The organism is Legionella nigrisilvae (genome assembly GCF_977063395.2).
Genome location: NZ_CDRUGZ020000021.1, coordinates 85,661 through 111,389, shown reverse-complemented (window position 1 = coordinate 111,389; position 25,729 = coordinate 85,661). Strand labels below are relative to the sequence as shown.

The window sequence follows — 25,729 nt, the reverse complement described above, 5'->3', positions numbered from 1 at the left end:
ATTTCGATGAAGTTACCAGCCTTTACTGGTGCAAATTAATTCATAAGCTTTCACTATTTTCTGGGTTTTTTCATTGGCTATCTTAATCATTTCTTGGGGTAAACCTTGGGCAATTAATTTGTCCGGATGATTACGACTTAACAAACGCCTATAAGCCTTTTTTACTTCTTGTTTGGTGGCATTTGGCGATACCTCCAAAAGAGCAAAGGCATAATCCATATTGGTTTTACTGGGTTGGTAATTGTATCTACTGTAGGATGAATACGAGTGAGATGACGAGGAGGATTGTTGGGATTGTTGCTTCGCGTCATCGGGTGCTTCCGAGGAATAACTGGTGCCAAAATCTTCATAAAAACGATATTGTCTGTGCAGTGGTGCAAAATCGAGTTTCGAAAAAATTTTATCTAATATTTGGATTTTCTTTGTCCCAAGTCCATCTGCTTGGGCGGCGCGATACTGAATATCAATAAACAATCGTAACAAGTCACGATTATCCTTACAGGCCTTCTTTAATTGTGCAAGCACTTCATCTAAGTTAAATTGGGGTTTTTTGCCCTCATTAAATAATTGTTTTGCCCGAGTTTTTTGTTCACTACTTAAACGCATTTCGTCCATAAAAAGACGCGCCATGTCTAGTTCATGTTCCGAAACACGTCCATCCGCTTTGGCCAAATGTCCCATAATGGAAAAGGTGGCTTCGAAAAAAACATTTTGAATTGCTTTACGTTTTTCGGTGTAATACAGCCAATTAGGATTGGAAAAATAATTGTATAAACCCCGATCAAAGAAATTACCCACCAAAAGACCAAAGATAGCCCCTGTAGGACCGTCGATTAAATAGCCAAAAAATGCGCCAATAATCTTCCCCCACCACGTTGATACAATAAAAAAGTCTCGAAGAGACATTACAAAGGATTCCTTATATTTAGTACGTTAAATTGATTTTATCGCTTTATACCACACTTTAAGTATATACTGTCGGTTTTTGGGTTTGGTTTTATATGCGATTTTTTTACTCTTTTTTGATGTATTTGCTAAGTCCTTTTTTAATCATTCGTTTATGGTGGAAAGGAAGAAGCTTACCTTCATATAGGGAGCGTATATCCGAACGTTTTTTTCTTGGAAAGCATGATTATAAACCTTTTGATGCTTGGATTCATGCGGTATCTTTGGGTGAAGTAATTGCCGCCATCCCCTTGATTGATGCCCTGTTGGAAAAAAACTGGTCCGTATTGGTCACTACGATGACTCCAACGGGCTCAGAGCGGGTGCAAGCACGCTTTGGTAATAAGGTTACTCATCAATACATACCCTATGATCTTCCTTGGGTGCTCAAACGCTTCTTTAAACAAACTCAGCCGCGTGTTGGTGTGATTATGGAGACAGAGTTATGGCCAAATTTAATTTATGAAGCTCGTGCAGCACAGGTGCCACTGTTACTAGCTAATGCACGGATATCTGATGATTCCTTGAATGGATATAAAAAGATTAAATTTTTAATTAAACCTATTTTGAATCAATTCTCTGCCATTTTGGCGCAAGGTGAAGAGGATGCCAGACGTTATATCACTCTAGGTGCAAGAAAAGAGATAGTACATGTCTTAGGGAATATGAAATTTGATTTGCAAACCAATAAGATAGACAGCGAACGTTTTAGCGATTTAAAAAGTCACTGGGGCGCAGAGCGAGTGGCTGTGATTGCTGCAAGTACTCACGAGAACGAAGAAATGCAGATTTTATCGCATTTAAAACGATTGCAACAAGCAATCCCTGGGGTCGTTTTATTAATCGCGCCTCGTCACCCTGAACGGTTCCAAGCGGTTTATCACTTATGTCTGCAATCAGGTTTTAAAACGGGATTACGCTCGGATCTAAAATCCTTAAGTCCCGAAAACGAAATTGTTGTATTAGACAGCTTGGGTGAGCTTTTAGGTTTATATCAAATCAGTAATTATGCTTTTGTAGGCGGAAGCTTAGTTCCTGTAGGTGGGCATAATGTCTTAGAACCCATTGCGATGGGAGTACCGGTATTAAGTGGAAATCACATTCATAACTTTAAAGCCATTTGCGATGAATTACAGGCGGCTGAGGGAATCATGTTGGTGGATCAAGCAAATGCAGTGATTGATGGAATTATTAAACTGCATACACAGTCCGAGCTCCGTCAACAGATAATTCAAAATGCGACTGCCATTTTTGAGAAAAATAAAGGTTCAGTAGTACGGCATTTACAGCAAATCGAAGGGCTCATTTAGGTTCAATGTTTCGTTCAAGTCACCTTGAGGGAATCTATCCATCCAATTAATTCTGAACTTTGTTTTTGAGATGGATTCTTGCGTGCGAGGAAAAATGACATGAATTTGAGGTGAATGTCATGAATTTGTGTATCAAATTCGGGATGACCTAAGGTCTCCGAACTAACGTCGTTGCGTCGGGGATGAGGAATTCAGGTATTAAGTAATAGAACTCGAACGCACTGTATTGAATTTTGAAGAGGCCTCTTCTTTTCAGAAGAGGAGGTCTATTAAATTAAGAACCTTGATTTTGTTTTTCTTTAATCTCTGACAAGGTCTTACAATCAATACATAAAGTGGCTGTAGGTCTTGCTTCTAAACGTTTGAGGCCGATTTCGATACCACATGCTTCGCAATAGCCAAAATCTTCATTTCGCAAACGCTCTAAGGCATCCTCAATCTTCTTAATCAATTTACGCTCACGATCACGCGTACGTAATTCAATACTGAATTCTTCTTCTTGACTGGCTCTATCTGAAGGATCTGGAAAATTAGCCGCTTCATCTTTCATGTGCGTCACGGTGCGGTCGACTTCTTCCATCAACGATTGACGCCAAGCTAGCAATATTTTTTCAATATGTGCTAACTGCTTTTCATTCATATATTCTTCACCAGGGGCTTCCTTATAGGGGGTGATTCCCATACTACCTATCGCGTCGTTTTTCACGTTGTGTCGTCTCTCATTGGTTTTATCAATTAATTGCTCGGTCATTTTTAGCCTCCGTTCCCATGTACAACTTTGGGTTTACAGAAAGCGGTTAGGTATACCAAAAAACGATTGTATCATCAATAAAATTATCGCCAACCCCCACTTACTCTGTCATTTCCCTGTATATCTTGCCAACATTGTACGTTCTTATATTGTAATTCATTAAGTATAGTTTGTACTTTTAACTTTTGATCATACCCGTGTTCTAGCAAAATCAGGCCATCCGGTAACAGGTACTCATAACCTTGTTTAATAATACATTGTAGATCAGCTAAACCTTCTTGACTACTGACTAAAGCATTTCTTGGTTCAAAACGTAAGTCACCTTGGTGTATATGGGGATCCTGTTCTGAAATATAAGGCGGATTCGCAAGCAGTGCATGATATTGGCGTCGAGGGATAGTACTAAACCAATTGGATAAATGAAATGTTACATTCTTTATCTCATGGCGTTGTGCATTTTCTTGTGCAATATTTAAAGCTTCTGCACTGATGTCCGTCGCGATGATGTGCCAAGCGGGTCGCTCTTTAGCGAGAGCCAAGGCGATTGCTCCGCTGCCAGTTCCTAGATCAAGGACATAGGTATCTGGGCGATTGGGAATAAGCTCCAAGGCTAATTCCACTAATCGTTCGGTTTCATGTCGTGGAATTAAGGTATGCTCATTAACTTTTAAATTCAGGGACCAGAATTCGCGTTCACCAATGAGATAGGCAATGGGAACTCCTTGGGCTCTTTGGACTATTAAATTTTGAAAGAATTCCCATTGTTGTGAAGTAAGTAATTCTTCAGGATGTGCAAACAGGTAAGTCCTGGTTTTTTTTAAAGTGTGACACAGTAAAATCTCAGTTTCCAGATCCGGGGTTTTTCCCAGGGCAGAACGAATATTAATCATTTCGTCCCAGCTCTGCGAGTAATTCGGCATGGTACTCGCGTTTTAATGGTTCGATTACTAATGCTAAATTTCCTTCCATCACGTCATTGAGTTGATAGATGGTTAAGTTAATCCGATGATCCGTCAAACGTCCTTGAGGATAGTTATAAGTACGAATTCGCTCCGAACGATCGCCTGTTCCCACTAGGGATTTGCGAGTTTGTGCTTGTTCTTTCTTTTGTTTGCTTTGTTCTGCGTCCAGCAAACGTGTTTTAAGTAACGACATTGCTTTAGCACGGTTTTTATGTTGAGAGCGCTCATCCTGGCATTCTACTACCACACCGGTTGGGATATGTGTAATCCGTATGGCAGAATCCGTTTTATTGACGTGCTGACCTCCAGCGCCCGAAGAACGATAGGTATCAATTCGCAAATCATCGGGATTAATTTGAATGTCGTCAATCTCATCTACCTCGGGCATAATAGCTACTGTACAGGCAGAGGTATGTACCCGACCTTGAGATTCGGTTTCAGGAACACGTTGTACACGATGAGCCCCAGATTCAAATTTAAGTTGCGAGTACACAGCATTACCACTAATACGGACGATGATTTCTTTATATCCACCGTGCTCGCCATGGCTGGCACTGATTAACTCTTGTTGCCAACCTTTTCCTTCTGCATATCGACTATACATCCGATAAAGATCCCCTGCAAAAATTGCGGCTTCATCACCGCCTGTTCCTGCTCGGACTTCGAGATAAATATTACGTTCATCATCTGGATCTTTAGGTATCAAATGCCACTGTAATTGTTCATCAAGCTCTTCTATTTGTTGTTGAGCTTCTACTAACTCTTCTGAAGCCATAGAAGCCAGCTCTTCATCCTCTCCCTCGAGTAATTCGTTCAATGAGGACAAGTTATTTTTGGCCTCAACATAGGTGGCATAACATGTTGCTACGGGTTCTAGCTGCGCATATTCTTTCGAAAGAGTTTTAAACTGATTCTGATCTGCAATAACGGATGCTTCAGATAACAAGCGACCCACTTCTTCATACCGCTCAAGCATTTGTTGCAGTTTGAGTTCAAGAGATTTCTTCATAGGATGACTGATGTGTTGTAGTATTAAAAAGATATTGTGCCAAAGTAAATAAATCTTCCCGGCCATCTTTAGCGATTTGCCTTAAACCTGCAGTAGGGTTGTGGGTAAGTTTATTAACCAAGCGTTCGCTAAATTCATTTAAAACGACCTGCTGACATTGTCCTGCAGAAAGTTTTTTCAAAGCACGTTGCAACTCTTTTTGAGCCAAGTCTTGCATTTGACTGCGATAATCACAAATGACTTTTTTGGCTTTAAGTGAGCGATGTTTGCGGATGTATTTATTCAATTCTTCATCGATTAAGTGTTCCGCATGTAATGCGGCATTGCGTCTTTCTTCCATCCCTTTATTGATCATGAATTGCAAATCATCAATGTTATAAAGTTGGATTGGTCCCAATTCCTTAATGTTTTCTTCTACATCGCGGGGAACGGATAAATCCAAAAAAAACATGGGTGCATGATTTCTTTGATTTAATGCCTCTTCGACCAAACTTTTATTAAGAAAATGAATTGGACAATTTGTGGCAGAAACAATCACATCTGCTTGAGGTAAATATTCAGCAATATCAGTGATAGGTATGGTTTTTCCATTAAACGAGGTTGCAAGTTTTTCTGCATTTTCTAGGGTTCTACTTGCAACCATAAACCGTTCAACACCTTGCTGACGCAAGTATTTAGCAACTAAAGAAGCAGTTTCACCTGAACCAATTAAAAAAACATTAAGCGATTTGTAGTCTGTAAAAATCTGGCCTATTAATTGTACAGCAGCATAGGCAATTGAAACGGGATTTGTCCCAACCCCACTTTCCGTTCGTATTCGCTTTGAAGCACTAAAAACATATTCAAAAATTGGACGTAATTCTGTTTTTATCGCACCGAGGTTGCAAGCATGCTGGTAAGCTTGTTTCATTTGCCCAAGAATCTGGGGCTCTCCAATCATCATAGAGTCTAAACCACTGGCAACACGTAATAAATGCTTGATTCCTTGATGGCCTTTATGCACATAAAAAAATGGGGATAAGGAATCTAGTGGTAATTGATGTTCCTTGGTAAGCCAATGGGCAATGACTTGTGGGTCTTGGGTGTTGCAATATATTTCTGTGCGATTACAGGTCGATAAAATAGCCGCTTCATTCACTCCTGGAAGTTTTAACAAGCTATGGAGCAAGGAATCCTGGGTAGCCGGAGATAAGGCGACTTTTTCACGCACGTTTATTGGAGCAGTTTTATGATTTAGCCCGCAAGCAACAAACACCATAGGATATAAATTATTTGAATATGAATTATTGAGTTAATCGTGGAATTGTAAACGATTAGGCAGTAAATTTGTAGGGGCCTACTGTCTTATTTCTTATTTTGATTCTAAGTAAAGGATTCTATAACCTCAATGAGGTGCGGTATACCCAGCGTATGGCTGTATTTGCCGCTTAATAAAAAAAAAACTTAATTGTAAAATTAAAGTACATATTTATTCTGCCGCTAACAAGAATAGAGGGTTTTATACAAAATCCCAAGTACGGGGAGAGCATCATGGATATTATCCTGCAGGGCGAACATAGTGGCGAAGAAGCAGCAAAAAGCTTGGCACGTGTATTAGAATTATTTAAAGATCGATATCATATCGCTGGATTTCGGGAGATTCATTTAACGGTCACGTTAATTGATGAACAGGGTGATGATGTTGAATTGGTTGATAGCGAATCGAATCAGGCGTATCGTATTTTTGAGGTTTATAGACAAGGTTATGAACTCAACGGTAAGAAGGGTACACCGGTATTACAATTAATCGTAGATAACACGCGCCCTCGATAAAGGAGTAGCTTATGTTTTTGGCAATTATCGCCATTATTCTCACATTGATTTTGGTTGTTGGAATACATGAGGGGGGGCATGCATTAGTAGCACGCATATTTTCAGTAAAAATCAAAAAAATTTCTATCGGTTTTGGGAAGCCGTTATTAGTTTGGCAAAGTCGAAGTGGTTGTGAATGGGTATGGGCCTTTTTTCCATTAGGTGGTTATGTCCAGTTAGAAAATACGCGGATTAGTCCTGTAGATCCTAAAGATCATTCCGTATGTTTTGATAGAAAACCAATTTGGCAGCGTATTCTTATTTTATTAGCGGGAGCGGTGGCAAATCTGATTACCGCCTGGTTTGCTTTTATTCTGGTGTATAGCATCGGTCTTACCTATACGATGCCAGAAATCAAAGAAGTACTTCCCAACAGTATTGCAGCACAAAAAGGAATGCTTCCTGGGGACAAATTCAAATCAATTAACGGTTCTGCTACTCCGACTTGGAGCGATGTGGGAATGAGTTTGGTAACTCTTTGGGGAAAGGATAATATTCCAGTTACGCTGATTCGGGCTGATGGTCAAGAATCAAATACCACACTTGACTTAAGCCATCAGCAGTTTCATGGGACAAAAATATCTTTATTGACGGAACTAGGAATTAAACCGAATTTATCTGCACCAAAAAATACATTGCGGGCCTCATCCCTTATGGATGCCATACATAAAACGAATGTATTTATGGGGAACATGGTTTATTTTTTCCTGATGATATTGAAACAATTACTGACCGGAGTGATCCCTTTTTCAGTCTTATTAGGACCCTTAGGTATTTTTGCAGCGTCAGTGGCTTCACTCACCCAAGGAATGGTGGTTTTTCTATTCTTCATAGCCAGTTTAAGTTTGGCGGTTGCAGTAGTTAACCTATTCCCTATCCCAGGTTTGGATGGAGGCTCTATAGTGTATGCGCTCATTGAAAAAGTTCGTGGAAAAGCGGTCTCTGTACCTATGGAACTTTTATTGCATCGATTGGCATTTATAATATTTTGTGTCTTATTGGTCCATTTAATAATGAATGATCTGCAGCGAATCTAAATTATTTTCGATCTAGCTATTGCTCATGGGTGATTTACTTTCTCCTTGGAGGCCAATTACAATTGAGCACTTTAGATAAAAATGGGACAAATCATGTATCAGAAATTGCAAAAAGAAGAGCCAGTCGAACGGCAAACATCAAGTTATAAGCGTTTTTTTTCGACAGAAAAAAAGAAAAAAGGAGAATGTGATGGGATTCAAATTAAGATTGAAAATACTCACTTAAATATTGATAGAGGTAGCTTTGAAGGCAGTATTGGAGCAGCAGAAGAAGCAATTCAATCTTTTGCAGAGCACCATGAGATATCCTATAAATCTCTTGGACATGGTAATGCAACATTGATTGTTCAAGGAATGGAGCATAGCATTACACCCTATGGTATTGATATTCCCATGATGTTGAAATTTTGTAATATTGATGAGTCACAATTAACCCAGAAACTGGATATATAATAAAACCTTCAGCTCTTATCCGAGGTCCAGCAGCTTGACCTCGGAATCCAAAAGCATTGCTCTACAATCCTGGAAACCGCGGGGAGTAGACTAAGAGGGGGACTTAAGGGGCAGCGAAACCCTGGATCCGGATTTTTATAATTTACCCACCGTACGTGCACAGCACCATACATCTACCTGTTTTACTCCCGACTTTTTTAAAGCCAATGCCAGCTCATTTGCAGTGCTTCCGGTCGTTAAGAGATCATCAATAATTGCTACATGATGCCATGGAAGTTTTTTTGTTTTAAACGCATGGCGTAGATTTCTTTGTCGGTGTTCTCCATCAAGACTTGCCTGAGGTTCTGTATTAATGATTTTTTGGCAACTGGTTAAATCATAGGGTAACTGGAGTTTTTTGGCGAGTAAACGAACTAAAACGGCAGCATGATTAAATCCACGTGCCTTGATCCGTTGCGGATGCATGGGGACTGGGATTAAACATTGGGGCTTCGTTTCATGACCGAGAGAATTCACAATCAAGTGACTTAAAAAAGAACCCAGATAAAGACCATTATGGTATTTAAATTGATGCAAAAGACTACGCAGTGGCTCTTCAAAAATGTAATGAATAATTGTTCGATCGAAATAAGGAGTTTTTTTAATACAGCGACCGCAGACTAACAGATGCGTATCAGGTAACGGATAAGCGCAGTAATGACACGCAGGGCCTAAACGAGTCAGGAGCTCAATACACGCGTTGCATACCGCCATTTTGCAATTATGAAATTGGTTGCATAGAGCACATATTGAGTACAAGCGTAAACTTTGTGTTAAACTCCATATTTTCTGGCGCACGAGCGTTGGAATCCATTAATTTTTTCCTGGTTTTATAATGGCTGTTATCTACGAAATTAGCAAGGCATTTAATCAACATGCCGCTGAATATGAACGTACTGCTAAGGTACAACAAGAAATTGGAGTACGGTTACTCGATCGATTACAGTATTTGAATATGAAGCCGCAGCGTATTCTTGACCTAGGATGTGGGCCGGGCTTTTTTTCTTATGAATTGAGTAAAATGTATCCAAAGTCCCAAGTTATTGGTTTGGATTTGGCTCAGCTTATGTTAATCCAGGCACAGAAAAAACAAGGTTGGCGACGCAAATGGCCTTTAGTGGCAGCAGATATGTTGCATATGCCATTTGTTACAGGCACATTTGATTTAATCTTTGCCAACCAAGTTATTCACTGGGGCGGTCCTTTGCAGCGAGTTTTTCGAGAATTGAATCGAGTCATGAATGCCAATGGATGTTTGATGTTTACTACCTTGGGACCAGATACCTTTAAAGAATTGAAACATGCCTGGTCCGGAGTAAATAAGTATGCTCATGTGAACGAGTTTGCCGACATGCATGATGTAGGTGATTTCTTAATGTCAGAGCATTTTTTGGAACCAGTGGTCGATATGGAAGTATTGGCAGTGCATTATGAAACATTGCCCCAGTTATTACATGCTTTAAAAGCCCAAGGAGTAATCAATATTAATCCGCAACGAAACCAAGGTTTAACCGGGAAAACAGCTTGGCAACAATTCGAACAAAATTATTCTACCCAGCAAACTGCTAATGGAAAGTATCCATTGACCTATGAAGTCGTGTACGGACATGCCTGGAAGGGAGAACAAAGAAAGACAGAACTCGGGGTTGAAACCATGATCCCTATTTCACAGATAATAAGACGCAAGAGCTAAATATCTATTTTTTCTTAATTGCTTGATATTCTTGTAATGCTCTTTTCCTTGCTAGATTATGATCTATTATTGGTAGAGGATAATCTTGGCCTAGAGTGATGGGTAACTCATTTTGAGGGGCTTCCCAAGGTTTGTGAATCCATTTATTGGGAACCTGCGTTAATTCCGGTATCCATCTTTTAACGTATTTACCGAGGGGATCGAATTTTTCTCCTTGGAGTATGGGGTTGAAAATACGAAAGTAAGGTGCGGAATCAGTCCCTGTTCCCGCTATCCATTGCCAACTGGTGGAATTGTTTGCTAAATCAGCATCAAGAAGTGTGTACCAAAACCATTTAGCTCCTTCTCGCCAATCGATTAATAAATCTTTGACCAGGAAAGAGGCAACAATCATTCGTACTCGGTTATGCATGTAGCCGGTCCTCCATAATTCCCGCATCCCCGCATCGACAATTGGAAATCCGGTTAAGCCTTGCTGCCAGAGTTTGAGTTGTTTCTTATTTTTTTGCCATGAAAAAGCATTGAACTCTTGACGAAAATTTTCATGAGGTAAATTCGGAACATGGTAAAGTAAATGATAGGAAAACTCTCTCCAACCTAGTTCTGCTTGGAAGCATTCCACCGAACTTAAATTATATTTTTTTTGAAACTGGATTTGTTCGATTGCTCTCCATATTTGCCAAGGGCTGATTTCACCAAAATGTAAATGGGGTGATAGACGGGAGGTACCTTCTTGACTCGGTTCGTCACGAGATTTTTTATAATTTTGTAAGTGATTTTGAATAAAAAAATCCAGCTTTTTCTGGGCTCCAAGCTCACCGGGTTCCCAAAACTCATGAAATTCTTTTGCCCAATCAGGTTTTTTAGGTAAGAGGTTCCATTCGGCTAGATTTTCTGAACTTGTGTTAACGCTATTAGGCCAATTATGAATTACAAGATAATTGGGTAGTTCAATTTGCTGTAAACATTGTTTCCAAAATGGGGTAAACACTTTAAAGTACTCGCCGCTTTTATTTTTGATAGTCCACGGCTCATTAAGCAAACTCCCGTTGAACGAGGTGACTTTTATACCTAAGGTAGTCAACTCATTCTTAATGTGTTTATCCCGTGCAATACGTGCTGGCTCATAACATCGATTCCAATAAATCTCAGTAATTGCATGGTGTTCGATGAGTTTTTTTAAAATCTGTAATGCATTTCCTTTTTTAAAGCATAGCTTCAGACCCTGTTTTTTTAATTCATTTTGCAAACTAGCGAGGCTATGATGTAGCCACCAACCTTGAGATCCACCAATTAATTCGTCGAGGTCTTCTAAAATGTAAAGAGGTATGATCGTGCGATGATTTTTACACGCTTTATACAGTGCTGGATTATCATGACAGCGCAAGTCTTGACGAAACCATACAATTGCAATTGACATTTCTGATTCCTTTTAGGCATGGATTAACTTGAAATGACGGTAATTATTCGCTTTAACATTACTTTAGCAATATAACTGAATTTTACTAACTATCCAGTTTACTACGTTCGTGTAATTGTTGGGTTAAGTCAATCAATGCAAGTGCTTTCTGATCAAATATTTTGAGCGCATCGAATGCAATTTGATAATGCGCGTTAATTTCTTCTTCCAATTTACTTTTTGAATATAAGGTGGCAAATGTGGTTTTTTGGTTTGCCAAGTCAGAAGAGCGGCCTTTACCCAAGTCTGCAGGAGCATAATAATCTAAGTAGTCATCTTGCATTTGAAACACCAGACCTAAATGACTGGCATAAGTCCTTAAAGCAACTTGATGTACTTTGGATACTGTATGGGCATTTAGAACCATTTCAATGCACGCTAAAATAAGTCGACCCGTTTTAAGATAGTGGATTTCTCTCAGTTGTTTTTCGCTAGTAGAAGATTTCGCTAATTCAGACAAATCTAGGCTTTGTCCACTCACCATACCGCTAATGCCGCTAGCTTTAACCAGTTCAAGAGTCACCGCAATAACTTGTTGGGGTTCAATCAGCGGAGAAAGATGGGTCAAGAGAACTTCAACTGCCAAGGGTTGCATGCCATCACCGGCTAAAATGGCTGTTGCCTCATCAAAAGCTTTATGACAGCTCGGTTTACCACGACGCAAATCATCATTGTCCATTGCAGGAAGATCATCATGAATTAAAGAATAACAATGCGTTAATTCAATTGCGGCAGCAATAACATCGAGAATTTTTAGATCCAGATCCAGCAACTCTCCAGTTAAATAGACTAAAATAGGTCTAATTCTCTTTCCACCGGTGAACAGGGAATAATTAATTGCAGAACGTATCGTTGTGGCAGGCACAGAAGAGTTATTGATTATTTGTTTAAGAAATTCTTCATGCCGTTTTATGTAATTACTTATCACTTAATTGTTCATCCGAGCTGGGTTCTGCCGAGGTTAATGTTTCTATTTTCTGTTCGGCTTTTTGTAGCACATCCTGACAACTTCTAGCTAGGCTAATTCCTTTCTCAAATTGTTTCAGTGAGTCTTCTAAAGAGAGTTCGCCTTTTTCAAGTTGCCTGACAATTTCCTCTAGTTCCGTAATCGACTGCTCAAAATGCATACCTTGGCTCATAGATTTTGTCCTGATTGTGCAAAATGTACTGATTATACTGAGTTGTACTCAGGATTCAATGTCAGTAAATTAATTTTATTTGACTTGGATTTCCGGGTTACTCTTCGCTGCACCTAGTCTACCTCGGAATCGAGCGAGTGAAGATTCGATAGACGAAATCGTGTATATTAAACAGCAACCGAATTAGATGGAATAAGTATGAAAACGAAAACCCAATTTGTATGCAGTCAATGCGCCGCAATTTTTAAGCAATGGGCCGGACAATGCACGCAGTGTGGGGTATGGAATTCTATTGCTGAAGAAGGGATGCCGGTCAATAAAAATTCGCGCAGCGGTTCTTGGGTGAATCAACGTTCGGTAATCACTGCTGTAGAAGATGTAGTTATGGATAAAGAAGTACGCATGGATTGTGGTTTATCCGAATTGAACAGAGTCCTTGGTGGCGGTTTAGTTTATGGCTCTGTAGTTCTGATCGGGGGAGATCCGGGTATAGGTAAATCCACTTTGTTACTGCAAACTTTGGCAAATCTCTCCATGCAGGAAACCGTTTTATATGTCACTGGTGAAGAATCCTTACAGCAAGTAGCAATGCGTGCCAAACGCCTGGGATTGCCCTTGGCGGGGTTGAGGCTTTTAGCGGAGACACAGGTTGAATCAATTATTGCTCATGCCCAAAAAGAAAGTCCCAAAGTGATTGTTATCGATTCCATTCAAACAATTTTTACGGAAAATATAAGTTCTGCCCCAGGAGGAGTAAGCCAGGTACGTGAGTCGGCCGCTCAATTGGTTCGTTTCGCGAAGCTAACTCAGACCGCAGTGTTTCTAGTTGGACATGTAACGAAGGAAGGCGCTTTAGCCGGTCCACGAGTTTTGGAGCATATGGTAGACAGTGTTTTGTATTTTGAAGGTCAAAGTGACAGCCGGTTCCGAGTCATTCGTGCCATCAAAAATCGTTTTGGTGCAGTCAATGAGCTGGGTGTGTTTGCAATGACGGACAAAGGTCTAAAAGAAGTGGCCAATCCTTCAGCAATTTTTTTATCGCGTCAACCAGAACCTACTGCAGGTAGTGCAGTGATGGTTACTTGGGAAGGGTCGCGTCCAATGTTGGTAGAAGTCCAAGCGCTAGTTGATGAAGCACATGGACAGCAATCCAAACGTGTAACAGTTGGACTTGAGTCCAATCGCTTGGCTATTTTACTGGCTGTTTTACATCGACACGGAGGAATTGCTACCTACGATCAAGATATTTTTATTAATGTAGTAGGGGGTGTAAAAGTGACGGAAACGGGATCTGATTTGGCTTTATTAGCCGCCGTAGTGTCGAGTTTACGTAATCGAATTTTTGATCGGGAAACCATTATCTTTGGGGAAGTTGGGTTGGCCGGTGAAATTAGACCCGTACAAAGTGGACAAGAGCGATTAAAAGAAGCAGCAAAACATGGTTTTAAACGAGCAATAGTGCCTTTTGCCAATGCACCCAAACAGCAAAACTCGTCAATGCTGATCGAACCCGTTAAATATTTACACGAAGTTTTGGAAAAAATGTAATTCTGCAAGTGTAGCCTGAGTGCGCGCACTCGGGTTACGGCTTTTCCTGCACCTAAACCACACCCTTGGATCTCATTCCTATATGTAACGTTTCAAGAATTTATGACATGATGGATGAATAAAGTCTTTACCTTTTTTGATGTAATCAACGATAGGAGCAATGATGACTTTTCCAGCCAAGCTAAAATTTGATTTTATGGATATGCTAACCCGCAACAAGATTTCGTTTAGTCAGGGTTGGACGAATTTTATGGGCAACGTACGTAATCCCTCTGCCGTAGTTGTTGATGTAGACAGTGAAGCACAAGTCCAATTAATAATGAAAGAACTAAACCGGATGAATAAGGAACGAACTCCAAAAGATAAAATTACATTAAGAGCGACTGCCGGTTGGGAGAATAAAGACCAAAGTCAGAGCTGTTGTTTATTTCCATGGTCCAAAGTCCAAGAAGAAGAATATGGTAAAGGCAGTTTTTCCTTTTCAGAAGTGGTAGGAGGAAGAACCTCGGCTCAGGGTGAAGGTACCGACATTATTCTTCGTTTTAAAAAAAAATTTCACAAAGCGAAGGTTCTTGGGCCTCTGCACACAAAACCCGCATGGCTTAATCCCAACAATCCAATTCATCAACTTCCTGCCTTCTTGGTCGAAGTAAGTGCTGGAATGCAAATAGCTGAATATGCAGAGTTTTTGCGGAAAAATAATTTATCTTCTTCGACATTGAGTATGTTGAGTTGGGCAAGCTTGATAGGATTGCTTGGTCCGGGAGGACATGGTACCGGCCGAGACGAGCCGGCAGTAAGTGGCTTGATAGAGTCAATCCGAGTTTGTGATATGGATGGGGCTATTCGTGAACTCACTCCCGATCATCCTGATTTTCACACATTGTGTGCTGCACATAGCGGTTTTCTAGGCGTTATTCTTAGTGTCAAAATGCGCGCGGTACAGGCTTACAATTTACGTGAAACAATTGCACTATTTCATAATACCGAAGAGATGAAGGGCAAACTGGGGGATATATTAAAGAATAATCACTACGTGAGTGTTATGGGAATGCCCAGCTCGTCCCCTCTGGGTGAAAACGTTCATCAGTGGCAAGTGCGTATGTGGAATTACACTATGGATAAACCCACTCAAAAAAGTCAACCTACCTATTCACCAACAATTACATCTTTTGTTCAAGAGCTGGGATTAAGATTGGGTGAAGATTTAATGGATTTTTTGGTTAATTCGGAGTTAAAAGGTTTATTACCCGAGTTTATGTTAATTGCTGCAGCCCAGTCGATTGAGGAACGTGGAACAAAACCTATAATCGATTTTGAAAATCACCTCACTCATCCTCAAGTCGCTTTCCCCGAAAAATTACGTGATGTGGATTATTTTATTCCTGTTCAAGATGATAAAGCGGGGGAACATTTAGAAGCTATTTTGCACCAAATCGAAAATCAAGTTGTTAAGGCATCAAGGCTTGGGGAATATCCGATAACCTATGCGGTCTATGTTCGTTATTTGAAAGGGACTAATGGTGGATTGTCTCCAACCGGTACGAGTAGTCCTGATGAACATATTATTGCTTTAGATGTGGTCACTCACCCCGAAACACCAGGTATTGTACGTTTTGAAAAAGAATTTTTAGGGTTTTTGAAGGAACAAAAATTCGAAGTAAGAAACCATCTAGGAAAACAATTTCCCGCTGGGGTGGTTCATTATTCTCAGTTTTTAGATTCGAAAAACATGAAAGAATTTATCGAAGCAGCGCAACGGTGGAATGCGACACCCAATAAAAATGACGGAGCAGAGCGTTTGGCTATGGCTCCTTTTAATACCAATTATTTCCAAGAAATGCTTGATTTAAGCAAGGCTTTGGAAGCTGAATTAAAGAATAAGAGTATAAAAGAGGAACGTCTTTCCCACAAAGTGAAATCCATAGAATATACTAAAGAAGAATGTGTAAATTTTTTGATACGTCTCTATGAGGTGGTAGATTTAATGCCAGTCCAGAGCGAGGCAGCAAAGAATGCCAAAACGATTTTTCTAAAGGCGTGTGAGAATGAATTAGAAAATCGAAGGATACGGGATTTGGTGATTTCTTAACGAGTCTTACAGTGTAGTCTGGGTGTTTTACACAGGCTACACTCTAACGATGGTAGGATAATATATGGACATTACTCCTTTTTTTAAATTGATGGTTGATCGCGGTGCTTCAGACTTATTTTTCAGTGTAGGGGCGCCACCTAATATTAAAATAGAAGGGGTAATTTCTCCTGTAGGCCAAGTGCCACTCAAATCTCAACAAATGGCTGAAATCGCATTATCGTTGATGAGCGATGATCAGCGTAAAGAATTCGAGTCTACTTTAGAACTGAATATGGCACTCTCCATTGCTTCGGTCGGGCGTTTCAGAATTAATATGTTTCGCCAGCGTGGAGACATCTCGATGGTGGTGCGTTATATTAAGAATAAGATTCCTTCACTGGAACAATTAAATTTACCTCTGATTTTAAAATCAATTGTTATGGAGTTACGCGGCCTGGTTTTAGTGGTAGGTGCTACCGGTTCGGGTAAGTCAACCACCTTGGCATCAATGATTGATTATCGCAATGAAAATCAAAGTGGGCATATTTTAACCATTGAAGACCCCATCGAATTTATTCATCAACATAAAAAATCAATAGTGGATCAACGTGAAGTAGGTATTGATACGATGAGTTATGATAATGCGCTAGTCAATGCAATGCGTGAAGCCCCGGATGTGATTTTAATTGGTGAGATTCGTGAGCGCAATGCTATGAAGCATGCTATTGCTTATGCAGAAACAGGACATTTATGTATTTCGACACTTCATGCCAATAATGCAAACCAGGCTATGGATCGAATTATCAATTTTTTCCCTGAAGACGCCCGAAAACAGGTATTGATGGATTTGTCACTTAACTTACGGTCTATTATTTCAATGCGCCTTATTCCTGGTGTGAATAATCAGCGGATGGCCGCTGTAGAATTATTATTAAATACACCTTATGTTTCTGATTTGATCGAGAAAGGAAAAATTGATGACATTAAAGAGGCAATGGAACGCAGCACCGAACAGGGCATGCAGACATTCGATCAGGCTCTATTGAAATTATACCGCAGCGGAGCCATTTCCCAAGAAAATGCGATTAAGTATGCTGATTCCAAAAATAATGTGGGTTTGCAAATCCGTTTAAACAGCAGCGGAGATTTTGATTCTCAAAATGATACTTTAACCATTGATGAGAATTGATTTTTTTGTTCTTTATGTTAAAATTTAGCGCAACTTGATTCCGATTTATGGTTCATGGCTGCATTTTTTCAGATTAGAGATATTACTTTAGGACCGGCGTCACACGCATCGGGTCATGAGGCCTATCTTAAAGCGGTATATACTCCTCCCGATAAGGAAAAATCTCCTTACCGAATCATTTATAAAAAGAATAAATACGGACAACCTGGATTTTCTCGTTTTGAAGTGATGTTTAGTCAATTGGCTCGCCTGTTTTTATTGTCAAATCTAACTCCACCCAACAACCTGGTGGTAGATGATGACCAAAACATTCTTGGTTTGGCGGTTCAGCATCTTTGCTATGTTATAGCAAATAGGGAGGGGTTCGAGCATGATTTTTATACGTTAAATGATCCGAATACAGGTTGTGCCTCCACTCCTATAAGTCTTAGGGATCCTACTCAAATACCTATTTATTTTCTGGATAAGTTGCCGCAGGGTTTTTTTGCGCGCTTAGTTGAAGCGGAGATTGGAAAAAAATTAACCATTGATTATGACTCTTTAGCCAGCATCCTTTCGACTTCTTATACTTTGGAAGAAGATGACCTGCATAAAGGGAATTATGGATTTTATCTGGTAGAGCGCCATGGCAAACCTAGGGTAGTGTTCTTTAAAATTGATCATGATTTGATGTTTGTAGACAGCATCATGAGCTTTCAAACTCGCCGGCCGTTCCATTTAATACATGGGGCTCATGCGTTTGACATTATGGTCCAGGATCTTAAATCACTAACGTGTTTAACCTATTCTTCTAATTCCTATTGGCCAACCAAATTTAGCTATATTGCTAATCCCTTTGACAATAAGGAATATCATAATTATGCCGACATTAAAGCTTTTTCGTTATTAAGTAATAATCCTAAGTTCATTAAAGCAAAATGGAAATCATTTTATAAACATATTTTAATACCCCATGAGCTTATTGAGCAGACCCTTCAAGATTGTGTAGAGATGGATAATGCTGCCGTTCGGGCAGAAGTTGCATTGATGACTCAAACTACCATAGCAAGGCTTTCCCGTTTGCGAGCTGCATTATTCTCGGTAAAAGAGTTTCGAGATTATGTGGGAAATTTGGATAGTAAAAATACCCATGACTTATTGAAAGAAATTATTCCCCCCCATTTAATAACGGCGGCTCTAGTTGAAAAAGTTCGTACATCCTTTAAACGTTATAAGAGTTTATGCCTTAAAGGGAGTGGATTTGAAAAAGGGGATACGCCGTTACATACCGCAATTAAATTGGGTGAATATCGGTATGAAGAAACTTTAAGTATGTTTGGCCAGTTCATTAATGTAAAAAATAAAGCCGGTAAAACTCCTTTAGATTGTATAGCAGAACGAGTTCAAGCTGGATTAAATGATGAGGAGGATGTAACAAAAAATGGAAAGCTAATCCTCAAGCATCTAATTGAAAATGGGGCCCATATGACCGAAAAATTTAGAGCCTCCGGTCTTATGTCTTTAGTGAAAGCCTATACGTTTAAAAATCCTTATTTGGATAAAATCAAACCGAACATGAGTTATCCCGCGCTAAAATTGATTTTAAGAGATATAGGTGAAGATCATCATTTTTGTCTAAAATTTCAAAAGAATTTAGCCTTAGAATGTATTAAACGCTTTATTGAAGTGAATCAGAATCGGCCTAATTTTGAGAATACGCTGCATCATTTAAGATATGACATAAATGGTCGCTCATCTGAGGAAGAATCGGCAGGAGTAAAATACATACGTCAGCTCCGCAGTAAGTTATGGATTATACGCCAGCTACGTGGATTATACGGTTGGAGTTCTACACAATGGGAAATCAATATCTTGATTAACCGGGCTTTAGAGCGCAATCAATCCAAAGACTCCAATCTTTTTTCATTCTTTTCTTGTGGTCAGAAAAAAGAAGCTGCTTTGGAATATGAGTTGCAAGAATCCTATTGTGCAACATAACCCAGCCGATAATGACAAAAATGACCAACTTAATACCTCAAATGCTCGCGACGATTAAAAATTAATGCGTTTGCATTTCTCCAAGGTGGAATGGGTAATCATGTCGGCAACGGGCATACGCAGCGCCAATTTTAGTAGGATCCGGGTAAAACGCATAATGAGTCGCTTTGTAAGCACAACAGGGAACCGCACTCACAAAACAGCCCCTTTTAGCGTTCCAGCGGTAATGGCCATCTTCTGCAAGTTGCAATGTTTTGCCATCAAAACAGACATAACGTGGGTGCGAAGGAATTTCACCAATGACACACCCTTGAGCATAAATACAATCTATTAATGCAAATAATAGTCCAGTTAGTATTATTTTCAACGCTTAATCCTTTAATCTTGCTATAATAATGTTATAAAGTTAGTTCATCTTACCTCCTTTGTTCAAGCAAGATGTGATTAAGCAATGAAATTTAAGGTTAATTTAATAAAATAAGTTTAAAATAGATACATTATGGTTTGCGGAGTGTGCGAATATGCCTAAGAATAGAGAGCTTTTAGCAGTGTTAAAGGATACTGCAAAGTTACGAGGACCTACTGTTGTAGAAGCGGAAAGGAATAGTGCTTTAGACGAGTTGTTAAAATCCGATATCAATAATCCACAAGAATTTAGATCCGCAGTCCTATCACAGGAAAGTTTAACTTTTTGGCAGAAAATGGACAACTCAATTGCTCCTCCTGGTTGGGATTTAGGATCAATAAAACGAGGTGTTAGAGCTCTTGTATGGGTCTCTGCTAGACCCGTTCAAAATGATGATTTCTTGAGTACAAAACCGTCTGAGGGTCCCTCTTTCAAAGAAATAAAACAAGCAGCGGCAGAACAACGTGTCAAATTTTCATTAGCAGCCGCGCAAAATGATGTTTTAGTAGGCCTTTTAACCTCTGATTTTACCGATAATGGAACAATACTTAGACAATACTTAGCATCAAGGGAGAACTCTCTTGGACTTAAATTTGGTGAGATACATGGATGGAATCCAAGCAATGAGGATGTCCTAACCCATGCCTCTTTAGCTAAGATAAGAATAGAAGCAGCAAATCAGCTATTACTAAAATTAATAGCCAAACCCGAACTCACTGATCCTAAATTATTTGATGATCTGACCAAGGCAACAAATATAGGAGAATTTCAAACTGCTGCTAAAGCACTTATTACTGCAGGAGGGATTACTCTACCTCCTGGAAAAACACTAGATGATATAACAAATGGTTTAGCATTTGACTCCGTTGCTGTAGTTGTTGATGCAGCTACAAAGCGAAGAGATAACTTACTGGATCTAAAGGCTATAGCTGAGTTTGAAAACCAATTACAAATATTTAAAAGCAGCGCTACAAGCCCTGATCTTTTGGGAATGAAAAATACTCTCAAAAAAGGTCCAAAACCATTCATAGATGCTTTGGCTGCAGATGCAAAATTAAAAGAGGATCCTCAGCACCCGTACAAGAATAGAATGACGACATTGGAAGATAGTCAAAGAACAAATCTTGGAACGAAGCATCAACAACCATTATGTGAGCAATATCTTAAAGCAAAGATCTTAGCTGTAGATAAGGCGATTAATGATGCAAATTTACTCAATGCATTAAAAGAAGCAAGTAAGGCTAACTTAAAAACCCAATTAGAAACTTTTGTCGTAGCAGACGCAGATGATAAAACAATCATCGGCATGGCTGTAACCGATAGTAACTTAGCAGCGTTTAAAGTAGCTCTCACAGCGAATATTATAAAAAAAATAGGTTCTGGTGGCCAACCTGGTGATCTTAAAGCTCTAAAGGAGCTAGAAGCGGCTTCTGTAAATTTAGAGAGTTTCCGAAAAGAGCTGGTGAAAAAAGTCGGAAATGGGGTTGCATTTGAATTTGTTGAAGAAAATGATTTACCTGAATTAAGAAAGGCTCTTCGTGACCAGATCGGAGTTATTACACGAAAAGAACGCGAGAAGAAGTTCGAAACAGAAGTTGAAAAATATTCTCGTTTGGGTTCAAAAGCGCATCCAACACTAATTGATGTATTTAAACAACTACCCGAAACCAAACAAGCGGAAATAATGAAACCGGGTAAAGAGCACGAGTTGCTCTTTGTAATCAATGCAAAAAGTGCCGAAGAAATTAAGTATTATTGGGGAACCAAAGATGCCAAAGGCAATAACCTTGATTTGACCGGGCTTGTTCAAGAAAATGAACGAGCTGCTGCATTTAAGCAAATCATGAATCCCACAATAGCGAAAGTTTTGATGGGACTTCCTACTGTTACTCCAGCTATGGTGGGTGCGATAAATACAGCTTTATTAGCTCAAAAAGACAATATTTTTTCTAATCCGGGAGACTACAAAAATTTCATTGATGCACTTCATAACGCGTGTGGTGCTCCAGCTGCGCCATTTAATGGTACAGCAGCAAGTACAGGCTTTTATAAAGCTTTCAATCTGATAGATTATAATGATGGAAACTTAATTGATGCTTCTGCTAATGCTACACCTACTACGGTATCTGAAAAGATTCAAGACGAACATAAGAAAAATAAACTTTTATTTGAGGCTCACAAAACTGCATCTGGGATGGTTAATACCGGGTCTGGATCGCAAGTACAGCAGGCTTTGAGCGCAACAGAGAAAAAATTTGTGGAGATTATTGCGAGAGTAGCGCCGCAGCAGGCTAATCTTCTTAGCATAGATGATCAAGTTAATCCAATCTCACTGGAGATAAAAAGGCTTTATCAACAGACATTCGCATCAAGCACTAACGTTCACCAGTTTCTTGATAAACTGATTCCAGAAGATCAAGCCAATAGAGATCCAGCAAAGCGAACACTAAAAAATGAATTAAGCAAAGAGTTCACGCCAAGCGTTTACAATGAATTAAAAGGGATGAGAGTTAAGTCTCTTTTTAACCAAGGTGCCCGAGACCAACTCTACCTCATAAATGAAATCACCACAGATTTAGAGAGATTGCAAAAAGATAAGCCTGCTATTAAAAAACATAAAGGCCATTTAGAAGCGCTCGAAAAGAATCTCAATGCACTCCCTGCTTTATATAGCGGCGCAAACGAAGTTAAAGCAAAAAACAAAGCCGAGAAGATGTTAGAAGAATATAAGGCTTTGGAAAAACAATGTGATACGGTCATCGTGCATTTAGAACATGTTCGAGCCGAGCTTAAAGTCCGTCTTGATAATACACCTTCTGGTGCTCTACCTGCTGGTGACGTAAAGGATCAATTTAACCTTCTTCATAAGGAATTAAATAAAGAAATCATAGAGATTGAGGACCAGCTCAAATTTTACAAAAAAATAAAACAAAAAATATCGGGAGAAAATGGAGCCCTGGAACAAATAAAAGGCATACAGAATCGTAAGCTGACTGCTGTGATAGAGACAACATCAACGAGTTACACGGAACTCGACTTGGCTGATATACAAAAAATTGATGACGACAGAGTCTTTCCTATAAAGCCGGGGGCAAGAAACTCTAATTTAACCTCTGCAGTTACAAATACTAACGACTCTCCGACATTGCTGAAAATTCCGGATCAAGGTAAAATTCTTGGTATCAATACGTTTTATGGCACCAAGACTGACCCAAATAATCCTGGTCAACAGATAGATATAAAAGGACGTATTGCTATCAATTATCATCCTGAAGATGCCTTGCCCCCCAAATCATCTCTAGTAGGAAAAGATGTAGTCAGTTCCAGACCTATAAAGGTGATGATTGCCGTGCCCGTAGAAGATCCAGTTCATAGAGCGGATCAATCATTGAGAGCTGCCAAAGAATTGCTAAAAGACTGGGATGGCGAGAGTCTCATCAAATTAAAAGGATGGCAAGGTAAAGAAAAAGAGTTGGCCTATTTATGGACAGCAATATGTGTTTTAGGGGAGCACCACCCTAAATTTTCTCGTGATAAAATATCCGTTACCGGTACAGCGAACTGGAAACCCGATGGGGAACGCAACTGGAGAGGTTTTAAGGCCGAATCTGTATACAATAAAGTATTCATGGAAAGAGCCAGCGGAACCACGGCGGAACACGTAAGGGAGTTTACTGCTATAATCGCCCCAAAGAAAAGAGAAGAGGTGGATAAAGGCGTAAAAAAATCTACTTCATTCTATCGAGATACACTGACCGATACTAAAGAGCATAATATTGAAACAGAGGTTAACAAAGACTTGGCAGTAGAAGGAAAAGCGAAGACTTTAGGGGGTTAGATTTAGGAACTAATTACTAAAAGGGGTAATAGAATTGAATTCAAACCAACTGGCGATTGGTGTATTTGACTCAGGGATGGGCGGCTTAACGGTTTTACGAGCATTGCGGGAGAGCTTACCGCAAGAATCGTTTATCTATTTGGGGGATACAGCTCGACTTCCTTATGGGACTAAAAGTCCAGATACGGTAAAACAATATGCCATGCAAATGGCAAAATTGTTGGTAGAGCGGCGGATTAAGGCTTTGGTAATTGCTTGTAATACCGCTACTACAGCCGCTTTACCGTATTTACAGGAAATGTTACCCGGTATGCCGGTGCTTGGTGTGGTTGCACCAGGTGCCGCGGCAGCCGTTGCGGCAACTGAAAACAAACGTATCATTGTTTTAGCTACCGAAACAACGATTGCCTCCAATGCATACCAACAGTTAATCACGCAACACTTACCCCAAGCAATCATTAATACGCGCGCATGCAGTGTTTTAGTTGCCCTAGCAGAAGAAGGGATGGTCAACAATCAAGTAGCCCGCGAAGCGTTAAAACATTACCTGGATGGTTTTACCCATGAAGATACAGTGCTCCTGGGATGTACCCATTTTCCTGTTTTTAAGTCTTTGTTGAGCGACTTGTTACCTAAAGGAGTCACTATAGTCGATTCAGCTCATGCCACTTCCCAGGCCCTGTATCAGTTGCTTGAAAAACAGGACTTGTTGAATGATGCTCCTTCTTTGGGACGTTCGGTAAGTTATTTAGTAACCGACTCAATCAAGCGTTTTCAGATTGTTGGCGAGATATTTTTGGGCGATCGCTTGTCCTCTGAGGATATCGAGCTGGTGGATGTTAAAGGCTAAACGTAATTTCACTGTACATTTTGGCAACGCTGCAAACTATTTAAAAAACTTTCGTTCCCGCTTTCGCGGGAATGACATAGTCGGCGATGTCGTCGCTCCAAATTTATTCTTCCTTGGGTGGCCGACTCATTAGATTTTGGACCACTTGTTTTGGACTAATTTTTCCTTGTAGCAGTGCATTAATTTGTTCACAGATGGGCATTTCTACCTGCTGTTGTTTGGCAAGGAAGCATACTTGCGAAGCGTTATATTTCCCTTCTACGACTTGGCCAATTTGCTGTTCTGCATCGTTGATGCTGATATTTTGTCCTAAAAGTAAGCCGAAGCGGCGGTTTCGGGACTGATCATCGGTACAAGTTAAAACTAAGTCGCCGACACCGGCTAGACCAAGAAAAGTTTCTGCTCGTGCTCCCAAAGCTAATCCTAGGCGCTCCATTTCGGCCAGTCCGCGGGTAATTAATGCGGCTTTTGCATTCGCACCATATCCTAAGCCGTCACTGATACCACAGCCAATTGCCAAGACATTTTTAATAGCACCACAAATTTGCACGCCGATGAGATCATCGCTCAAGTACACACGGAGGTTATCATGATGAAGTAATGCACGCACCTCTTTTTGATATTGCGCATTATTGGAAGCTAAAGTCACTGCAGTGGGCAGGAAGTGAGCTACTTCTTTGGCAAATGATGGACCTGAAATAATTGCCTTAGGAAAAGTAGGACCAAAAGCTTGACTCACTAAATCACTTAATAATTGATGGCTTTGTGGATCAATACCCTTAGTCAGCCAAGCAAGTCCTTGAGGTGGTTTTTTTATTTTGCTGATAATTTCTCCAAAAGCATGGGAAGGAACAGCAATAATAACGAAATTGGCTTCGTTCATGCACTGATCAAAATCGGCTGAAGGTTCTAAAGTTTTAGGGAAACCAATATCAGGTAAATAGCGTGAGTTTGATTTTTTCTCAGTCATAAGAGCAATTTGCTGCGGATCATGTCCCCACAACAAAACACGATGTCCCACTTTGGCTAGGTGAATTGCCACCGCAGTTCCCCAAGAGCCAGCACCTAATATGGCAATGTTTTTTTGGTTCATTTTATGCTCTTAAAAAGGAGTGTATTGGTTAGCGAGATAAGCGTAGTATCTGAGTTGAAAAAATAGAATTCTTATTCCCACTCCCGGGTTAAGGCTTTGCCTAAAC

General features: G+C 39.9%; 22 protein-coding genes. 11 read left to right on the top strand and 11 right to left on the bottom strand.

Annotated features, from left to right (window positions below):
• Positions 1-12 precede the first annotated feature (12 nt).
• On the bottom strand, positions 13-906 hold the full coding sequence (gene djlA / locus ACWTE2_RS11725) for a co-chaperone DjlA (RefSeq protein ID WP_454785464.1): 894 nt from the start codon (positions 904-906) through the stop codon (positions 13-15).
• A 95-nt stretch (positions 907-1,001) separates the two neighbouring features.
• Between djlA and waaA the strand changes: the two genes are divergently transcribed.
• Positions 1,002-2,255 carry a lipid IV(A) 3-deoxy-D-manno-octulosonic acid transferase gene (waaA, locus tag ACWTE2_RS11720; protein ID WP_454785463.1) on the top strand — a complete coding sequence of 418 codons (1,254 nt, stop codon included), beginning with the start codon at positions 1,002-1,004 and terminating at the stop codon, positions 2,253-2,255.
• A 274-nt stretch (positions 2,256-2,529) separates the two neighbouring features.
• Here the strand turns inward: waaA and dksA are convergent, their stop codons facing one another.
• The 4 genes from dksA to hemA form a co-directional block, all read right to left on the bottom strand.
• Positions 2,530-3,006 carry an RNA polymerase-binding protein DksA gene (gene dksA, locus ACWTE2_RS11715; protein WP_031562609.1) on the bottom strand — a complete coding sequence of 159 codons (477 nt, stop codon included), beginning with the start codon at positions 3,004-3,006 and terminating at the stop codon, positions 2,530-2,532.
• Positions 3,007-3,089: 83 nt separating this feature from the next.
• On the bottom strand, positions 3,090-3,896 hold the full coding sequence (gene prmC / locus ACWTE2_RS11710; protein ID WP_454785462.1) for a peptide chain release factor N(5)-glutamine methyltransferase: 807 nt from the start codon (positions 3,894-3,896) through the stop codon (positions 3,090-3,092).
• Complete coding sequence (gene prfA, locus ACWTE2_RS11705) at positions 3,889-4,977, bottom strand: peptide chain release factor 1 (RefSeq protein ID WP_182392644.1); 1,089 nt, start codon at positions 4,975-4,977, stop codon at positions 3,889-3,891. The genes prmC and prfA overlap by 8 nt, the downstream gene beginning before the upstream one ends.
• Positions 4,961-6,235 carry a glutamyl-tRNA reductase gene (hemA, locus tag ACWTE2_RS11700; protein ID WP_182392645.1) on the bottom strand — a complete coding sequence of 425 codons (1,275 nt, stop codon included), beginning with the start codon at positions 6,233-6,235 and terminating at the stop codon, positions 4,961-4,963. The genes prfA and hemA overlap by 17 nt, the downstream gene beginning before the upstream one ends.
• Before the next feature lie 272 nt (positions 6,236-6,507).
• Here hemA and ACWTE2_RS11695 point away from each other — a divergent pair, with 272 nt between their 5' ends.
• From ACWTE2_RS11695 to ACWTE2_RS11685, 3 genes are all read left to right on the top strand, one after another.
• Positions 6,508-6,789, top strand: a complete 282-nt coding sequence (locus ACWTE2_RS11695) for a hypothetical protein (protein ID WP_182392646.1) — start codon at positions 6,508-6,510, stop codon at positions 6,787-6,789.
• Positions 6,790-6,800: 11 nt separating this feature from the next.
• Positions 6,801-7,865: a M50 family metallopeptidase gene (locus ACWTE2_RS11690; RefSeq protein WP_454785461.1), complete on the top strand. Its 1,065-nt coding sequence runs from the start codon at positions 6,801-6,803 to the stop codon at positions 7,863-7,865.
• Positions 7,866-7,958: 93 nt separating this feature from the next.
• Positions 7,959-8,318, top strand: a complete 360-nt coding sequence (locus ACWTE2_RS11685) for a hypothetical protein (RefSeq protein ID WP_454785460.1) — start codon at positions 7,959-7,961, stop codon at positions 8,316-8,318.
• Positions 8,319-8,453: 135 nt separating this feature from the next.
• Here the strand turns inward: ACWTE2_RS11685 and ACWTE2_RS11680 are convergent, their stop codons facing one another.
• Positions 8,454-9,155, bottom strand: a complete 702-nt coding sequence (locus tag ACWTE2_RS11680) for a ComF family protein (protein ID WP_454785459.1) — start codon at positions 9,153-9,155, stop codon at positions 8,454-8,456.
• 37 nt (positions 9,156-9,192) lie between these two features.
• On the opposite strand from ACWTE2_RS11680, the gene bioC reads away from it, so the two are divergent.
• Positions 9,193-10,050: a malonyl-ACP O-methyltransferase BioC gene (bioC, locus tag ACWTE2_RS11675; RefSeq protein ID WP_182392649.1), complete on the top strand. Its 858-nt coding sequence runs from the start codon at positions 9,193-9,195 to the stop codon at positions 10,048-10,050.
• Between the two features lie 4 nt (positions 10,051-10,054).
• Here bioC and ACWTE2_RS11670 read toward each other — a convergent pair whose 3' ends face one another.
• From ACWTE2_RS11670 to ACWTE2_RS11660, 3 genes are all read right to left on the bottom strand, one after another.
• Complete coding sequence (locus tag ACWTE2_RS11670; protein ID WP_454785458.1) at positions 10,055-11,470, bottom strand: cryptochrome/photolyase family protein; 1,416 nt, start codon at positions 11,468-11,470, stop codon at positions 10,055-10,057.
• 85 nt (positions 11,471-11,555) lie between these two features.
• Positions 11,556-12,437: a polyprenyl synthetase family protein gene (locus ACWTE2_RS11665; RefSeq protein WP_182392651.1), complete on the bottom strand. Its 882-nt coding sequence runs from the start codon at positions 12,435-12,437 to the stop codon at positions 11,556-11,558.
• Complete coding sequence (locus ACWTE2_RS11660; RefSeq protein ID WP_182392652.1) at positions 12,427-12,648, bottom strand: exodeoxyribonuclease VII small subunit; 222 nt, start codon at positions 12,646-12,648, stop codon at positions 12,427-12,429. The genes ACWTE2_RS11665 and ACWTE2_RS11660 overlap by 11 nt, the downstream gene beginning before the upstream one ends.
• 198 nt (positions 12,649-12,846) lie before the next feature.
• Here ACWTE2_RS11660 and radA point away from each other — a divergent pair, with 198 nt between their 5' ends.
• The 4 genes from radA (at position 12,847) to ankK (ending at position 19,436) form a co-directional block, all read left to right on the top strand.
• Positions 12,847-14,196, top strand: coding sequence for a DNA repair protein RadA (gene radA / locus ACWTE2_RS11655; protein WP_182392653.1), 1,350 nt, complete (start codon positions 12,847-12,849; stop codon positions 14,194-14,196).
• Between the two features lie 160 nt (positions 14,197-14,356).
• Positions 14,357-16,288 carry an FAD-binding oxidoreductase gene (locus ACWTE2_RS11650; RefSeq protein WP_454785457.1) on the top strand — a complete coding sequence of 644 codons (1,932 nt, stop codon included), beginning with the start codon at positions 14,357-14,359 and terminating at the stop codon, positions 16,286-16,288.
• Positions 16,289-16,352: 64 nt separating this feature from the next.
• Complete coding sequence (locus ACWTE2_RS11645; protein WP_454785456.1) at positions 16,353-17,459, top strand: PilT/PilU family type 4a pilus ATPase; 1,107 nt, start codon at positions 16,353-16,355, stop codon at positions 17,457-17,459.
• A 54-nt stretch (positions 17,460-17,513) separates the two neighbouring features.
• Positions 17,514-19,436 (top strand): Dot/Icm T4SS effector AnkK/LegA5, encoded by a 1,923-nt coding sequence (gene ankK / locus ACWTE2_RS11640; RefSeq protein WP_454785455.1) that lies wholly within the window; start codon positions 17,514-17,516, stop codon positions 19,434-19,436.
• 61 nt (positions 19,437-19,497) lie between these two features.
• Here the strand turns inward: ankK and ACWTE2_RS11635 are convergent, their stop codons facing one another.
• Complete coding sequence (locus ACWTE2_RS11635; protein ID WP_454785454.1) at positions 19,498-19,803, bottom strand: hypothetical protein; 306 nt, start codon at positions 19,801-19,803, stop codon at positions 19,498-19,500.
• A 154-nt stretch (positions 19,804-19,957) separates the two neighbouring features.
• Here ACWTE2_RS11635 and ACWTE2_RS11630 point away from each other — a divergent pair, with 154 nt between their 5' ends.
• Together ACWTE2_RS11630 and murI are read left to right on the top strand one after the other, a co-directional pair.
• Complete coding sequence (locus ACWTE2_RS11630) at positions 19,958-23,680, top strand: interaptin (RefSeq protein ID WP_454785453.1); 3,723 nt, start codon at positions 19,958-19,960, stop codon at positions 23,678-23,680.
• A gap of 34 nt (positions 23,681-23,714) precedes the next feature.
• The gene (murI, locus tag ACWTE2_RS11625) at positions 23,715-24,530 is read left to right on the top strand and encodes a glutamate racemase (protein WP_454785452.1); all 816 of its coding nucleotides are present in this window, start codon (positions 23,715-23,717) and stop codon (positions 24,528-24,530) included.
• Positions 24,531-24,633: 103 nt separating this feature from the next.
• On the opposite strand, the gene ACWTE2_RS11620 is transcribed toward murI, so the two are convergent.
• Entirely contained in the window at positions 24,634-25,623 is a 990-nt protein-coding gene (locus ACWTE2_RS11620; RefSeq protein WP_454785451.1) for an NAD(P)H-dependent glycerol-3-phosphate dehydrogenase, read from the bottom strand.
• Between the last annotated feature and the right edge of the window lie 106 nt (positions 25,624-25,729).

Bases quoted from the DNA above. Each gene is read 5' to 3' on its own strand.
- djlA (WP_454785464.1), bottom strand. From the start codon at position 906: ATGTCTCTTCGAGACTTTTTTATTGTATCAACGTGGTGGGGGAAGATT.
- waaA (WP_454785463.1), top strand. From the start codon at position 1,002: ATGCGATTTTTTTACTCTTTTTTGATGTATTTGCTAAGTCCTTTTTTA.
- dksA (WP_031562609.1), bottom strand. From the start codon at position 3,006: ATGACCGAGCAATTAATTGATAAAACCAATGAGAGACGACACAACGTG.
- prmC (WP_454785462.1), bottom strand. From the start codon at position 3,896: ATGATTAATATTCGTTCTGCCCTGGGAAAAACCCCGGATCTGGAAACT.
- prfA (WP_182392644.1), bottom strand. From the start codon at position 4,977: ATGAAGAAATCTCTTGAACTCAAACTGCAACAAATGCTTGAGCGGTAT.
- hemA (WP_182392645.1), bottom strand. From the start codon at position 6,235: ATGGTGTTTGTTGCTTGCGGGCTAAATCATAAAACTGCTCCAATAAAC.
- ACWTE2_RS11695 (WP_182392646.1), top strand. From the start codon at position 6,508: ATGGATATTATCCTGCAGGGCGAACATAGTGGCGAAGAAGCAGCAAAA.
- ACWTE2_RS11690 (WP_454785461.1), top strand. From the start codon at position 6,801: ATGTTTTTGGCAATTATCGCCATTATTCTCACATTGATTTTGGTTGTT.
- ACWTE2_RS11685 (WP_454785460.1), top strand. From the start codon at position 7,959: ATGTATCAGAAATTGCAAAAAGAAGAGCCAGTCGAACGGCAAACATCA.
- bioC (WP_182392649.1), top strand. From the start codon at position 9,193: ATGGCTGTTATCTACGAAATTAGCAAGGCATTTAATCAACATGCCGCT.
- ACWTE2_RS11670 (WP_454785458.1), bottom strand. From the start codon at position 11,470: ATGTCAATTGCAATTGTATGGTTTCGTCAAGACTTGCGCTGTCATGAT.
- ACWTE2_RS11660 (WP_182392652.1), bottom strand. From the start codon at position 12,648: ATGAGCCAAGGTATGCATTTTGAGCAGTCGATTACGGAACTAGAGGAA.
- radA (WP_182392653.1), top strand. From the start codon at position 12,847: ATGAAAACGAAAACCCAATTTGTATGCAGTCAATGCGCCGCAATTTTT.
- ACWTE2_RS11650 (WP_454785457.1), top strand. From the start codon at position 14,357: ATGATGACTTTTCCAGCCAAGCTAAAATTTGATTTTATGGATATGCTA.
- ACWTE2_RS11645 (WP_454785456.1), top strand. From the start codon at position 16,353: ATGGACATTACTCCTTTTTTTAAATTGATGGTTGATCGCGGTGCTTCA.
- ankK (WP_454785455.1), top strand. From the start codon at position 17,514: ATGGCTGCATTTTTTCAGATTAGAGATATTACTTTAGGACCGGCGTCA.
- ACWTE2_RS11630 (WP_454785453.1), top strand. From the start codon at position 19,958: ATGCCTAAGAATAGAGAGCTTTTAGCAGTGTTAAAGGATACTGCAAAG.
- ACWTE2_RS11620 (WP_454785451.1), bottom strand. From the start codon at position 25,623: ATGAACCAAAAAAACATTGCCATATTAGGTGCTGGCTCTTGGGGAACT.